At 51.0% G+C, this 14,572-nt stretch carries 13 protein-coding genes; 5 read left to right on the top strand and 8 right to left on the bottom strand.

Features of this window, described 5'->3' with window-relative positions; all coding sequences use genetic code 11:
* Positions 1–331 precede the first annotated feature (331 nt).
* The 5 genes from P9B68_RS06735 (at position 332) to P9B68_RS06715 (ending at position 6,575) form a co-directional block, all read left to right on the top strand.
* Positions 332–1,315, top strand: a complete 984-nt coding sequence (locus tag P9B68_RS06735; RefSeq protein ID WP_277668710.1) for an ABC transporter ATP-binding protein — start codon at positions 332–334, stop codon at positions 1,313–1,315.
* The gene (locus P9B68_RS06730) at positions 1,312–2,016 is read left to right on the top strand and encodes an ABC transporter permease subunit (protein ID WP_135658366.1); all 705 of its coding nucleotides are present in this window, start codon (positions 1,312–1,314) and stop codon (positions 2,014–2,016) included. Before P9B68_RS06735 ends, P9B68_RS06730 begins: the two co-directional genes overlap by 4 nt.
* 13 nt (positions 2,017–2,029) lie before the next feature.
* Complete coding sequence (locus P9B68_RS06725; protein ID WP_277668709.1) at positions 2,030–3,655, top strand: Gldg family protein; 1,626 nt, start codon at positions 2,030–2,032, stop codon at positions 3,653–3,655.
* 1 nt (position 3,656) lies between these two features.
* On the top strand, positions 3,657–5,114 hold the full coding sequence (locus P9B68_RS06720) for a DUF4340 domain-containing protein (RefSeq protein ID WP_277668708.1): 1,458 nt from the start codon (positions 3,657–3,659) through the stop codon (positions 5,112–5,114).
* A gap of 201 nt (positions 5,115–5,315) precedes the next feature.
* Positions 5,316–6,575, top strand: a complete 1,260-nt coding sequence (locus tag P9B68_RS06715) for a chloride channel protein (RefSeq protein ID WP_135658372.1) — start codon at positions 5,316–5,318, stop codon at positions 6,573–6,575.
* 1,417 nt (positions 6,576–7,992) lie between these two features.
* Here P9B68_RS06715 and P9B68_RS06710 read toward each other — a convergent pair.
* The 8 genes from P9B68_RS06710 to P9B68_RS06675 form a co-directional block, all read right to left on the bottom strand.
* A complete protein-coding gene (locus tag P9B68_RS06710) occupies positions 7,993–9,072 on the bottom strand; it encodes a type IV pilus twitching motility protein PilT (RefSeq protein ID WP_407932269.1) in 1,080 nt (359 codons plus the stop codon).
* Between the two features lie 4 nt (positions 9,073–9,076).
* Positions 9,077–9,709: a hypothetical protein gene (locus P9B68_RS06705; RefSeq protein ID WP_135658374.1), complete on the bottom strand. Its 633-nt coding sequence runs from the start codon at positions 9,707–9,709 to the stop codon at positions 9,077–9,079.
* Entirely contained in the window at positions 9,706–10,158 is a 453-nt protein-coding gene (locus P9B68_RS06700) for a type IV pilus modification PilV family protein (protein WP_135658378.1), read from the bottom strand. Before P9B68_RS06700 ends, P9B68_RS06705 begins: the two co-directional genes overlap by 4 nt.
* Positions 10,159–10,171: 13 nt before the next feature.
* Positions 10,172–10,636, bottom strand: a complete 465-nt coding sequence (locus P9B68_RS06695; RefSeq protein WP_135658380.1) for a DUF4860 domain-containing protein — start codon at positions 10,634–10,636, stop codon at positions 10,172–10,174.
* Between the two features lie 18 nt (positions 10,637–10,654).
* The gene (locus P9B68_RS06690; RefSeq protein ID WP_277668707.1) at positions 10,655–10,972 is read right to left on the bottom strand and encodes a hypothetical protein; all 318 of its coding nucleotides are present in this window, start codon (positions 10,970–10,972) and stop codon (positions 10,655–10,657) included.
* A 20-nt stretch (positions 10,973–10,992) separates the two neighbouring features.
* The gene (locus tag P9B68_RS06685; protein WP_135658384.1) at positions 10,993–12,060 is read right to left on the bottom strand and encodes a type II secretion system F family protein; all 1,068 of its coding nucleotides are present in this window, start codon (positions 12,058–12,060) and stop codon (positions 10,993–10,995) included.
* A gap of 75 nt (positions 12,061–12,135) precedes the next feature.
* Positions 12,136–13,227: a transglutaminase-like domain-containing protein gene (locus P9B68_RS06680; RefSeq protein WP_135658387.1), complete on the bottom strand. Its 1,092-nt coding sequence runs from the start codon at positions 13,225–13,227 to the stop codon at positions 12,136–12,138.
* A gap of 29 nt (positions 13,228–13,256) precedes the next feature.
* Positions 13,257–14,471, bottom strand: a complete 1,215-nt coding sequence (locus tag P9B68_RS06675) for a BTAD domain-containing putative transcriptional regulator (protein ID WP_277668706.1) — start codon at positions 14,469–14,471, stop codon at positions 13,257–13,259.
* Positions 14,472–14,572 lie beyond the last annotated feature (101 nt).

The following is a 14,572-nucleotide window of genomic DNA, read 5'->3' as shown; positions in this document are numbered from 1 at the left end:
CAACAGAAATTTCAAATTTAAATGAAAATATGTAAATAATTTACAGGAATCGCGCCACTTTTTCGGCACGGTTCCTTTTTTGCCGTTTCCTACGGGGAATCTCCGCCGGGGAGCGCACGGTGTCGTTTGGGGGCTTGGGGAGGCGCCCCATCGTCCTTGGCTGCGGAAATCCTGTATTTCCCCAGAATACGACACTTTTTCACATAACCATCACATAGAATTTATAAAATAGCCTGTATTCCTTAAAAGAATGTTTACATTTTTAATTAGGGAAATTGATAAAATAGAAAAGTATAGCGGATGAAAATCGCCGTAAACAGGAGGGATTCGAATGATTGAGGTGAAAAACCTCTCAAAGCGCTATGGGCAGAACGTCGCTTTGAACAATATCAATTTCTCGGTGGAGAAAGGCACCGTCGTCGGATTTTTGGGGCCGAACGGGGCCGGAAAATCCACAACTATGAATATCATCACCGGGTATCTTTCCGCAAGCGCCGGTTCGATTACGGTTGGCGGGTACAACACGCTCGACAATCCGAACGAGGTGAAAAAGCTGATCGGCTACCTTCCTGAACAGCCGCCGCTTTATCCCGATATGACGGTGAAAGAATATCTGAATTTCATGTACGACCTGAAAAAGGTTGCCTTGCCGCGCAAGGAGCATTTGGAAAAGATTTGCGGGCTTACCAAAATCACCGATGTGTACGGACGGTTGATTCATAATCTGAGCAAGGGCTATAAACAGCGTGTCGGTCTGGCGCAGGCGCTTCTGGGGAATCCCCCTGTGCTGATTTTGGACGAGCCCACCGTCGGCCTTGACCCGAAGCAGATTATTGAAATCCGCAACCTGATTCATAATCTGGGGAAAAACCATACGATTATCCTCAGCTCCCATATCCTGCCGGAAATCCAAGCGGTCTGTGAGCGGATTATTATCATTAACCGGGGCAAGCTGGTTGCCGACGGTACACCCGAAAGCCTTTCGCGCAGCTTGAGCGGCGACAGCCGCATTACCGTCCGGATTGAGGGCGGCGAAAACGAGGTTTCCAAAGCGTTGCGCGGCGTGCCGGATTTTGTTTCGGTGCGGACGCTGGGCGAAAAGGAACCCGGCGTATTCGAATACAGCGTGGAAGCCTGCGAGGGCTGCGATCCGCGCCGCGCCCTGTTCCGGCTGGCGGCGGAAAACAACTGGCCCATTCTGGAAATGCACAGCGCCGGCCTTTCGCTGGAGGATGTGTTTCTGCGGCTGACCGCCGCGGCCTATATTGAAGACAACACCGGTGAAGAAGCCGGAAAGGAGAGTGAAACAGCGTGAGGGCGATTGTAAAAAGGGAATTAAAGGCCTATTTTATTTCTCCCATCGGGTACGCCTGCATAGCTATCCTGCTGGCGCTTTACGGTTATTATTTTTATCAGGTAATGATGCTCCGTTCCTCCTACTATATCCAGAGCGTCTACAGTACCATGTTTATCTGGAGCATGATGGTGATTCCAATTATCACCATGCGCAGCTTCAGTGAGGAAATTCGCAACCGCACCGACCAGGCGCTGCTTACCGCGCCGGTGGGCGTAACGTCGATTGTGGTTGGCAAATTTCTGGCGGCGGTCGCCGTCTTTGCCATAGCCTTGCTCGGTTCGTTAATTCCGGCCGTTGTAATCGGGCTGCACTCTTCCCTAAGCTGGGCGCATATCTTCGGGAATATCCTCGGCACCCTGTTGTACGGTGCGGGAATGATCGCCGTCGGCATTTACATTTCCAGCCTGACGCAGAGCCAGATCGTCGCCGCCATCTCGACCTTTGGTGTTTCCATCATTCTCATGGTGGTCAATCAGTTAAACGGTCTGGTTACAGACGAGAATGTCACCAAAGTGATCAACTGGATTTCGTTTGATACGCGCTTTCAGCCGTTTACCAAGGGAATATTGAATATTCCGAGCATTGTTTTCTTCCTGAGCGTCGCCGCGGTATTTATCTTCCTGACCGCCCGCAAGCTCGAAAGCAAAAGATGGAGCTAAGGAGGGTAGACAGATGACGAACGAAAACAAGAAGAATCCTGCTTCCCCCGTAACGGAGGAAGCTTCCCAGCCCGCAGCGGAAACGGCCGCCAAAGAAACGGCGCAGGCTGAGGAAAAATCAGGGAAAAAATCCAAGAAACCCAAAAAGGCAAAAAAGAACCGCCGTTCCTTCAAAGAGGTTGTAAAAACGGAAAAATTCCGTCGTAGCGGAATTTCCGCCGCGTTTACCGCGGGTTTTATCGTTGTGGTGATCTTGATTAATGTGATCGTCGGCCTGCTGGGCGAGCGGTATCCGTCCATGAACGTCGACCTTACAAAGAACCACACGAATACACTTTCCACACAAGCCGCGTCGATTGTGGATAAAGTGAAGACTCCAGTTACGATTTATATTATTGCAACCGAGTCGCAGACAAAAAGCGACCGGATTATCGCCGGGTACAGCCAGGTGGGCGAGCTTGCCGCCAAAATGGCGGAGCGGAACCGGAATATCAGCGTAAAGTATATTGATCTGGATACCAACCCGACTTTTGCAAGCGATTACCGGTCCGACAATATTACTGTCGGCAATGTGATCATCCGGTCGAATAAGCGTTACCGCGTGCTCACCGTTACGGATCTGTTCAATGTTTCCTATAATCCGGACGGGACCATGGGTGGCACCTCCATGGTGGACAGCGCGCTTGCTTCTGGTTTGAACTCGGTTATTTCGGAATCGGTTTCCATCGCCGCGTTCGACACCGGCCACAGCGAACAGATGGATACCACAACCTATAAAAAGCTTTTAAGCAACAACAGCTTTGAAACCAAGGATTTCAACCTGCTGACGGACGCCATCCCTACGGGTGCGCGGCTGGTGGTTCTTGGTTGCCCGACAACCGATTATACGGATTCGGAAATCCAGAAGCTGGACGCATTTTTAAGCAGCAGCTCGCTTGCGGGTGACCGTTCCCTGCTGATTACCTTCCACCCGAGCCAGACCGCCATGCCAAAGCTCTCCGCTTTCCTCAAGGAGTGGGGAATCAGCGTAACGCCGCAGACAATCGTGGTGGAAAGCGATTCGTCCAAATATTATACGAGCGACCCGAGCTTCATCCTCTCCAATTTGGAAACCACGCTGGATCTGGGCGGAAGCTCCTCGTACAACAAATACTACACCACGCCGCAGTCCAGCCCGATCAATATTCTGTATGATACAAAGGGCACAAGACAGACTTATTCCCTTTCCAAGTCAAACGATACCTGCTATTTGGTGGATAACAACACCAAGGAGGGCGATAAGCCCGCCAAGGCAGCCTATCATACGGGTGTGCTGTCGCAGGATACGGTAAAAGCAGGCGGGAAAGAGTATAAGGCGAATGTTATTGCGCTGGGCAGCACAACGATGTTCAATTCCGATATCCTTGCCCCAAACACCTTCGCCAACGCAGCATATCTTGTCGACCTTTCCCGGTACGCCACCGGCACAACCAATGCAACGACCGCCATTACGGAAACGCCGGTCGATACCAATGTGCAGGATATTGATTTGAGCACCGGAACGAGTATCCTGCTCGGCTTGGGCGTGTTTACCCTCCTGATTCCGCTGACGATCGTAATAGCAGGTATCTGCGTTTACCGCAGAAGGAGGCACCTGTAATATGAATAAAAATATCCGAAACCTCGCCATCGTTGGAATCAGCGTTGTGGTTTTGGGCGGGGTTGCCGCCGCGCTTCTGATGACGCAGCCCAAGGGAGGGGACTCCTTTTCCGAGTCCTCAACTTCCACTATCGAGCTTGTTTCCAAAAACAGTTCGGACATTACTTCCATGAAAGTGGTCAACCAGAAGGGAAGCTACACTATTCTTCCGTCCGTTAAAAAGAAAACCGCTTCCTCCGGCACATCTTCCGGTGCTTCTTCCGCCGCGTCGGAGGAGATCACGTTTTACGTAAAGGAGCTGGGGAACATTCCGGCCAATACCTCCGCTGTTTCCCAGGTGGTGCAGAACGGATACAGCCTGGTTGCCACTAAGAATCTGGGCACCGTTTCCAATTTGGACGATTTCGGGCTGAAAAATCCCAAGGCGACGGTGGAAATCACCTTCAAGGACGGCAGTACCTATAATTATAAAATCGGAAATGTTACCGCAACAGACAGCAGCGCATATTACATGTGCGGGCAAAACTCCAACAATGTTTATACGGTGAGTATCGACAGCGGTCTTCTGGAGGGCAAGGAATATTTTGTAACCAAGGAAATCCTGTCTATCAATAATCCCTCCGGGGAAAATGACTTTACGAAAATCGCGTTGAGCGGCAAAAATTACGACCAGCCGCTTTTGCTTGGAAAGAGCGGTTCCGATTTGGTCCTTACTTCCCCGGTGAGCGCGAAAACGGATGCCGATAAGCTTAGTGCGATTAAAACCGCCCTGACCAGCATGACGGCGGATTCCGTGGAAGCGCTGAACCCCAATGCCGAGGTGCTCAAGCGCTATGGCCTTGATAAACCGTTGGTCGTTGCGAACTATACGGTAAACAAGCAGAGCTATCAGCTGAAAATCGGCGCAAAAAAAGACACCGGCTATTGGGTTATGCTGGAAAAGGTGCCGGTTATCTATTTTGTAAAGGATGAAAGTGTCAGCGCGCTGTTAAATGCAAGCGCGTTCAGCTTGCGTAGCAAAAACCTGGTTGCGCCGGAGGTTTCCGAGGTCAAATCGCTGACGGTTAGTGGAAACGGCGCGCAATATACATTTACGGTTGCCCGGAAAAAGGATGAAACGAAATCCACCGAAGACAAAGCCCAGTACACGTATTCGGTCACCGGGAACGACGGGAAAACGCTGGATTACAGCAAGAATTATACGAATTATTTCAAGATCGTCACCAGCTTGCAGATTCTGGAACCCGCCAACGGGAATCCAACCGGTATCCCCGCGGCGAAGCTGGAATTCGCCTATTTTAACCGGAGCGGTACGGATACCGTGGCGTTTTATAAAAGCGGTGACCGCCGCTATACTGCGGTGGTGAACGGCTCGGTTTACGGCCTTGTGACGGACGGCGATTTGCAAAAGGTTTTGGACAGCGCGAAAACGCTTCAAAACGGCGGCGCCATTTCCTAAGTCCGTCTGGTGTTTAACGCTTTTAGGTCAAATCCTGTTGAGCAGGCCCTGCTGCAGTTTTGCGCAGGGCCTGCTTTCATTTCCGCCTGTTGGGTGGGGCTTTTTTGCGTTCCCATTTTGCGCCCGAAGTGCTATAATAAAAAATAACCGCCGTTTTCCATTTGGAAAATGCCGGTTATAATACCTTTGGAGCGGAAAACAATGGGACTTGCGGCTGAAAAAATAAAACAGCAGGGAATGAGCCTGTTTAAAAATATTGGTGTTTTTCTAAAATGGATTCTTCTATCCTGTCTGACTGGAGGGGTGGTCGGCCTTGTCGGAACGGCGTTTTCTTTCTGCCTGAAATTCGTTACCGGATTCCGTACGGCGCATATGGAAATCGTTTATTTTCTGCCCCTCGCTGGGATTGCGATTGTATTCCTTTACCACGCCTGCAAAGTGACAAGCCCGCAGGGGACGAATCTGGTTCTGCTGGCGGTGCGCTCCACCCGGGAGGTTCCCCTGCGCATGACGCCGCTGATCTTCATTTCCACCTGTATTACGCATCTGTTTGGCGGTTCGGCCGGGCGCGAGGGCGCGGCGCTCCAAATCGGCGGGAGCCTTGGCTTTCAGATGGGGCGCTTGTTCGGCCTGGATGAAAAGGATCTGCATGTTATGACGATGTGCGGCATGAGCGCGGCCTTTTCCGCATTGTTCGGCACGCCCCTCACCTCCGCCGTATTCGCCATGGAGGTGATCAGCGTCGGGATTATGTATTACGCCGCGCTGGTTCCCTGCGTTACGGCTTCGCTGGTCGGGGCCGCGGTGGCGGAATCTTTCGGAGCGGCGCCGACCGCCTTTTCCGTTACAGGAATCCCTGCCCCGGAAGCCGCCGCTTTCCTGCGCGTGATATTCCTTGCCGCGCTTTGTGCGGGCGTAAGCGTTTTGTTATGCTATTCCATGAAATATATTGGGGACTTTTTCCAAAAAAAGCTGAAAAACCCGTATCTTCGTGCCGCCGCCGGCGGAGCGGCCATGGTGGTGCTGATGCTTGTTTTCGGTACGGATTATCTTGGCGCGGGCATGGAAAGTATTGAAAACGCAATGAACGGAACCGCCAAGCCGGAAGCCTTCCTGCTGAAAATACTGTTTACCGCGGTCACGCTCGGTGTGGGCTTTAAGGGCGGCGAAATTGTTCCGTCCTTTTTTGCGGGCGCAACGTTCGGCTGTGCTGCGGGCGGGCTGATCGGCCTTAGCCCGTCGTTCGGCGCTTCGGTCGGCCTGATGGCCGTATTCTGCGGCGTAACCAATTGCCCGCTTACTTCGCTGGTGCTCAGCATTGAGCTGTTCGGCGCGACGGGCGCGGTGTTCTATTTCCTCGCCGCCGCTGTCAGTTATATGCTTTCTGGCTACACCGGCCTTTACAGCCGCCAGAAAATCATGTATTCCAAGTTCCGGCCCGAGTTTATCGGGGGGCAATGAAAGTCTGGAAGATAGCCTAATAGGTTTGGCTTTGAATGGAGCTTATTTGCTTTTCCTTTTGGTATTAAACCAGCACCCTATTGCTTCAGCATAGCATGCTGGTTCGCAATAGGGTGCTGGTTTATAGAACTTTTGCAAGGGATTGAATATAAGTTGTTATATTACGGAATACAAGATGTATCCCAAGTTGCTTTTGTAGTAGAATTTTAAGAACGTATTTTAACAGTCACATTTCCAACTCCCATGTATGTATTGACCGTAACTTTTTCATTCAAAGTTATTAGGTCTGGAGTGTGAGATAGTTTTAAGTTTTTCTTACTTAATTTATACGAAAAGGGTTCAGAGCCGCCACCGTCAGGGTTTGCGTCAACACTAACAGAAGCGCTAGACGCAACTTTTTCATAAGTACTTTTCCTTCCTTTATTTAGTTGATTTCCTCAACTATTTTCTTAATAAGAATACCACATAAAATTTTAATGTCAATGTGTAAAATAAGAAAAGAGTGATTCTTTTATGGACTTTCCTACGTCAGCAAAATTAATAGGGATATTTCTTTTTTGGTATTATTCTATTTCAGTTAGCAGTATTTATAGGCTCGAAAATTTTTCATTTTTCAGATATTTTCAAACGTTTTTTATTATTTATAAAGAAGATTTTTGCGTGTACCCGAAAAGTAGTTTGGGATACCCGGAGTGCAGGGAGGACTGTTTTTGATATTGAAAAAGTTCAATGCTGTACATCCGGCCTTCGGGTAGTCTAAAAAATGTATGAGATGAAAAAGAACGTGCCGAAGTTTCGACACGTTCTTTGTTAAATATTCTCATATTACTATATAAATTCAAAATTTGTGTTGCATTATTCCAATAAAAGGGGTATAATCTGCTTGTAAGGCATAAAAATATAAAAAGTGCAATGCAGGAACAGGTGCTACCAACACCTGCCCCCTGCATACGGAGAAAAGGACTCTCCATACGCAACTGATAGAATCAGCACATTGCGTATTCTATTATAACCTCTTTTCCCATTTTTGTACAGAGGTTTTTTCGAATTTCGCATTGTGCAGGTAGCGTTGTATATGGACAAGGTCCGTGTACAGCGTTTTTTTATGCCTTGCACTCAGGCGGCGAAGTGCTTCATTTTGTGGTCCCCAACCAAACAATCTGATTTTTTCCTTCGCCGTCCGACTTTAAAAAACATCTTCACACTCCACTAATTCTCGGTGCGAAACCATATATCGCCATATCCGGCTCCCCGGCAATCCTGTCCCCGCCGGGAAAAAGCCGGCACTAACCCAGCGTACGACTTATCTCCATCTCATGGAGATCTGGTGTCCTTAACTAATGGCGCCCCGGCAATTCAGCCTGCCGGGGCGCCGCATTTTTGCGGGGTTGGGGTGGCGCCCACATTGCCCAGCTCCCTAATTTATTTTTTTCGAAAGGTTCTCCGGATTTGCCGCGTAAATCAGCGCGGTTTCCTTTGTGATTTTCCCTTCGTGCAAAAGCTTCAGCAGATAAGCGTCCATGCTGATCATTCCCTCGCCCGCGCCGGAATTGATGGCGTTGTCGAGCTGATGTACCTTTGATTCGCGGATCATGTTGCGGATGGCAGGATTCACCAGCATTATTTCAAAGGCGGGAATCAAAGTGCCGTCCACCGCGGGAAGAAGCTGCTGGGAGACAACCGCCTGTAAAACCATGGAAAGCTGCACCCGGATCTGCTGTTGCTGGTTCGGCGGGAAAACGTCGATAATGCGGTCGATGGTGTTTGCCGCACCGACCGTATGCAGGGTGGAAAGCACAAGCTGCCCCGTTTCCGCTGCGGTCATCGCGGTGGAAATCGTTTCGTAATCGCGCATTTCGCCAAGCAGGATCACGTCCGGCGCCTGCCGCAGGGCGGCGCGCAGCGCGTGAACATAGCTTTGGGTGTCATGCGCCACTTCGCGCTGGCTTACGATGCTTTTGTCGTGCCGATGGAGGAACTCAATCGGATCCTCAATCGTAATGATATGGCTATTGCGCGTATGGTTGATACGGTCGATAATGCAGGCGAGCGTGGTGGATTTTCCGCTGCCCGCCGCGCCGGTGATAAGCACCAGCCCCTTTTTGCACCGGTTCAGCCCAATGACCGTATCCGGAATATGCAGGATCTTCGGGTCGGGCAGGTCGAACGCGACGACCCGGAGCACCGCGGCCATGGAGCCGCGCTGTAAATAGGCGTTGCACCGGAAGCGGCACAGACCCTCGATGGAAAAGGAGAAATCGTCGTCGCCAGACTGCAGGAACGGGTTCATATCCCGGTTGCCGCCCAGCGTATAGATTTCTTCAATGCATTTCCTGGTGTCCTCCGGTTTCAGCGGATACGCGCGCAACGCGTCCAAATCGACCGGGTGGATTACGTCGTTTGTTTTAAAGGAAAGCGGGCATCCCGATATAATGAAAATATCCGAAACATTCTCTGCGACGGCTTTTTTCAGAATTTCCCTGATGTGAATTTCCATTTAATCACTCCGTAGGCGCGGAACTGTTTCCCTGCCATAGTTCGATGGTGTCGTCGTCCAAAAGGCCGCTTTCAACCGGCTGGGAGTTCACTAGATTTTTAGAGGTCACCTTATACCGCTCGGCGCTCCCGTAGGGGAAAACCGTCAGCGTGGTCCGAATCCGGCGGCCGGATCCGGCCTGTGTGAAATATACGGCGGCAAGGCGGTCCTCCTCCGCCTTTACGGTTACGCCGTTCAGCTTGGTTAAAAGCATTTCGGCAAAGGCACGGTAGCAAACCGAGGCTTTTTCCTGTGCCGTCGCGTCCGTTTTCAAAATTGCGGCGGCGGGTTCCAGCTCGCGCCGACTGCGGTACTGGCTGTAATTCGAAAGGCGGGTAAGGTCGCCGTTTTCTGCGGCTTGCTTCGCGTCATTCGCCGCGCCGAGCAGGGCAGAGTCTATATCCCGCAACATTTCTTCCGAAAGCGCGGTTGCCTTATAATAGTTTTCCACCGTTTCCGCGTTTTTTGTGGAAAGATTATTGTCCGCGTTCGCCGTAACATAGGAAAGGATTCCGAATGTCGTCAGGCAGAGGACAACAAAGATCATGAGGATGGATGAAGCGCCCACGCTCCAGTTAAAGCACCGTTTTTGTTTCACGCCGAACCTCCTGTGCGGCGAGGGAGATATTTTTCGGAATGCAGGCTGTAAATCCTTCTTTCCCCGTTATGCCGCCGGTTTATATCAATGTCTGCCCGGACAAGAGTCCCGCCAGCGGTAACCGTTTTGTTCAAGGTCACGCCGACCACATAGCGCGGGTTGGTTTGCGTCCGGTTCCAGTTCTTGTCGTAGTCAATGGTATATTTCCCGCCCGACTGCCGGGCATTTTTCAGTGCCGGGGGCAGCTCGTTTGGGGAGGTCATGGTTAAAACCTGTTCCGCAATGTTTTCCGCATGAATCACCGCGACGCTCAGGTCGCTGCTCTGCCTTGCGCGGTTGTTCGCCGCCACAAAAAGCTGAAGGGTTGCCGTTGCGGAAATTGCGAAGAACAGGATAACGAAAATAATTTCAATAAAAAAGGGGTTCATCTGTCCCGGTATGCGTCTCATATTATCACCCGATTCAGGAAAGGAACAGGTTCAGCGAAAGATGGCGGCGGTTTTCTCCGCACACCGAAAGCTTCAGCTCGCTGCCGTCCTTTTCCATGGTAAAGGCTGTGAGCGGTGTGATTTTATCCCCGTTCCCCGGGGTAAACCCGTTGTCAGCCTTGGTATAAAGCTCCATCAAATAGCCGTTGTAAAGATAAATATAGGTATTGTATTCCCGTCCGTTTTCATTCGACCGGATGACCAGCATTTTCTGCCCGTTCAGGGTTTCAATGCGCACGTTGCCGCCGTTCGCCGCGTGCACTTTATTGGAAATATATGAGAGGGATGCGCGCGTTTCATTGTTCGAGTCCATTTCGCTCACAATCCTGCGGTAGCTGTTTGCGCCGATCAGCACCAGAAGCAGGGAGCAAACGGCAAACAGGCAAAAAATCAAAAGCACGAATACCGTATTGACGGAATGGGAACTTCTGCTGTTCATCGGTTTTTCCTCCCGTTTTTAAGAATTGCCGTCCTTTTCCAAAACTTCTACCGAAGGCATCACGTTTTCGCCCGCCGTCTCGTAATGGACAATGTATTTCGAATGGTCAATCGTTATTCCGTAATGTTCCTCAAGGTATTTGATATTCGGCGGGTAGAAGCCTTCCACCGCATAGCAGCTGACAATCCCCTTTTGAATCGCCGCCTGCGTTACCTGTAATTTTTCCCGGCTGTTCGCGCGCTGCGCGTTTCCAAATCCGAACCAGAACAGGCAGAGCACTGCGAAGAAAGCCAAAGCGGAAAGCACAATCCCGCGGTATAATCCTTTTTCCTTCATCAATTCAACACCCGCCCCGGTCAGCCGATCGACGACATGATCCCCATTAAGGGAAGCATGACGGAAAGCAGGATCGCGCCGATAATAACGGAAAGCACGCCGACCATGACAGGTTCAATAATGGAAACCGCGCGGTTCAGGGCTTCGTTTGCGTCGTCGCCGTACAACTCGGCGAGCCGCTTCATCACGCCGTCCAGGTTTCCGGTTTTGTCGCCGATATTCACCATGCTGGAATAGATGCCCGGGAAAATGCCCGCCTTGGTAAGCGCCTGTGTAAACGAAGTGCCGGATGCGACAAAGGAGCGGCATTGCTCAACCTTATCCAGCACAATTCGATTGTTTAAAACGCCCGGCGCGAGCGCCAGCGCCTCCTCGGTGTCGTAGCCGCTGGAAAGCAGCATGGAAAGCACGGAGGCAAAGCGCGCCAGCGCGATTTTTCCGGAGAGCTTGCGCGTCAGCGGAAAATTGTGCAGGAAGCCGGAAATAAAGCGGTAACCGCTTTCGGTTTTATAAAGAAGGAGTGCCGCCAGCAGGAGCACGGCAAGGATCAGGATAATTGCCAGCGCCCAGGTACCGATGGTGGAACCCGCCCGCATAACGGAGGAGGCGGTGTCGGAGATATCCGAGCCCATATCCAGAAACACCTGATGGAAAATCGGAAGCACCTTAATGACCAGTACTGCGATGACTGCCGCAATCATCAGCACCAGAATAAAAGGATACAGAAGCGCGCTGCGGATACAACTTCGCAAATTGTTTTCGCGGTCGTAATACAGCGAGAGCGCTTCCATCACATTTTCCAGATTACCCGCTTTCTCGCCGATATTGACCATGTTTACCATATATTTCGGGAATGCGCCGGTGCTGTTCAGCGCAAGGTACAAGGAGCCGTTCTGCTCCATGCTTGCCTGAATCCGGCGAATCAGCTCCCGCACATTTTCGTCTTCCACGTTGTCGCTGATTTCCCCCACGCCCTCTTTCAGCGGGATTCCCGCTTTCAGCAGAAGGACAATCTGCGAGCAGAAAAGGGAAACCTCGCCCGAGGAAAGCGGCTTCACTTTTTCCTGTCTGACCGTTGTGTCTTTCATGGCTTTTCCTCCAAACCGCCTTTTCGGCAGATCTCTCTTTGTATTCTTTAAACGAGCGAACAGATTTCTCCGCCATTAATAATACTTTTCCGCCGTATAATATCCGGCGGACTGGCCGGCCGCCGCAAAGGTGGAATCATACCGTTTCCACCCGCCGAGGTAAACCTCGTTCCATGCGTGGTAGCCCGCGCCCGTTGTGCCCATCACCAGCCGGGTGGGAATCCCCTGCGAGCGGCACATTGCCGCCATCAGGGAAGCATAATCAAAACAGATCCCCTTTTTCGAAGAAAGGGTACTGTCCACATTGGGAAGGTAACCGGCTTTTACGCCCTTTGCTTTTGCGTAGTCATATTTGATATTTCCGGCGATAAACCGGTAAATCGCCTCCACCTTCTGCGCGTTGCTGGTAGCATTAGCGCAAAGGCTTTTTGCCTTTGCCACCGCGGCGGAGGAACGGGTGTAATCCACAAACTGGTTCGGGTACAGTGCATAGCCCGAACCGCTTACGTCCGCGTTCAGCTCCGTGGAGCAAAGCTCGGCGTAGCTGTTTCCTGAAACATTTTCCATAAAGCGGACCCGGTAAGCGCCGCTTCCGTTTTGCAACGGCAGGGTGATATAAGCGCCGTTTCCGGCGATGTTGTACTGATAATAGGAAGAGCCGCCGTTAAAATAGACCAGAATCTTCATTGCCGCCGAACCGCTGTACCGAACCATTATGTATCCTTCGGAGGCGTTGCTGTAGTCAACCTCCGCACCGTTTTTGGAAAATACCGCGCTGCCGGAGGCCTGCGGCATTTTCGCCGTTACCGGGGGCATCGGTTTGGTCGGAGCCGCCATGGGCGGCAGGGACGATGCAATCGTCATGGAAGAAACAGCCAGGGAAGACGGCGCGGCGGATGATTCCCTTGGCGCCCGCGATACCCACGAGGACGGGCTTTTTGAAGATTCGCCGCCTTCGGCTGTTTGTGACGCCGCTTCGGAAGCTTCCACCCCCGGGGAATCCGCAGCCGCAGAAGCTGCTGAAGAAGCAGCAGAAGAAATGAAAGAAGAAGCGGAAGCAGACACCGGGGATGAGACCGATCCGGTCAGATCGGTGTCCCGCACAGTACAGGCAGGAAGAAGCAGGACAAGAAGAAACACAAGGAAGAGATATTTGTATTTTCTCATAGTGTCCCCCCTGTCACGATTTGGTTAGTTTACGGCTGAGCGTCCAGCGCGTTAATTCTGGTGGTTACTTTCACATTTTCCCTGCGGTACCGGAACCGGAACCGTTGAAGAATCCGCTTTGCTACCATTTCCGCGTTCTCATAATTGATCAGGGGAAGCATCACGATAAACTGTGTGTTGCTGTAAGCTGAAACAACGTCCCCTTTGCGCAGGCTTTCCAAAATTGAGCTTTTCAAACGTTCTGCGGCAAGTTTCGCAATCTTTGGCTTTGGAATTCCGCCCTCAAGATCGTTCAACGTAAACAGGACAATGTACACAGAATTCCCGGTGCGTGTAACCGTACGCGCCTGTATGCGGTAGAAGGATTTGAACGTATCGTAATCGCAGTAGTATGCGCCGCGGATATCCGCGCTTTCCTGCAGATCGTTTTTAATAACGCTCAGATCCAGCTCCACGTTATTGATGCTGTTCATGAGCTGCTTATAAAGTGAGCGCATGGATTCGGAGATGTCCACGCCGAGTTCCTTGTAGAACAGCTGGATTACATAATTGTAGTGGTCAAGCGCCTGATTCCGCTGGCCGGTGGAAAGATAAGCGTAAAGCAGCATCTTGTGGATGGGTTCTTCCAGCGGAGAATGTGTCAGAGCGGCGTCGCAGACGCCGATCACTTCCTCGAAGCGGTGCTCTTGGATCAGCAGCCTGCACACGCGTTGGACGGATTCCGTGTAGAGGTTTGCGTAGTAGGTGCTCAAAGAAATGACCCAGTTGCTGTATGCTGATTTCGGAAGGAATTCGCCGCGGTACAGCGTAAGTGCATCTTTATACGCTGAAATGCGGGTTTCGACATCCAGTTTGTCGTCTGCACCCCGTTTAATCAATTCGACAAACTGTTCGGTATCGATTATGCAGGGATAACTGTTGTTCCATGAATAAGTATTGCGGATATACTGAATATATTCCGCCCGGCTGTCCTGTGAAAGCCGCTTCAGCAGCTCCCGTGCCCGGTAAACCAGGTTTTTTAAGGCGTTCAGCGGATCTTTGCATTCGTCCTCCGGCCAGAGTACTTCAATCAGTTTGTCTATGGAAATGTCTTTGTGCCGGTTTGCTAGGAGATACTCAATAAGCATCCAGACTCTTTTGGTGCGGCCTTTTAAATTCGTAAGCTGGTGCCCGTTGATGGTTATGGAAAACTCGCCCAGCATATTCACCTCGATTTTTTGCTGAGAAAATGTATCCGGCTGCATAAACACACATCCCTTAAAGCAAATAGATATAAATAATGGTAACACATGGAAATTAAATTGACAAGAGAATTCTATTGCAACATCAAATAAAACAGCATTTT

This window comes from Caproiciproducens galactitolivorans (assembly GCF_029266045.1).
Lineage (GTDB): Bacteria > Bacillota > Clostridia > Oscillospirales > Acutalibacteraceae > Caproiciproducens > Caproiciproducens galactitolivorans.
Note: the sequence above shows the minus strand (reverse complement) of the source record. Positions and strands in the feature narration are given on the sequence as shown.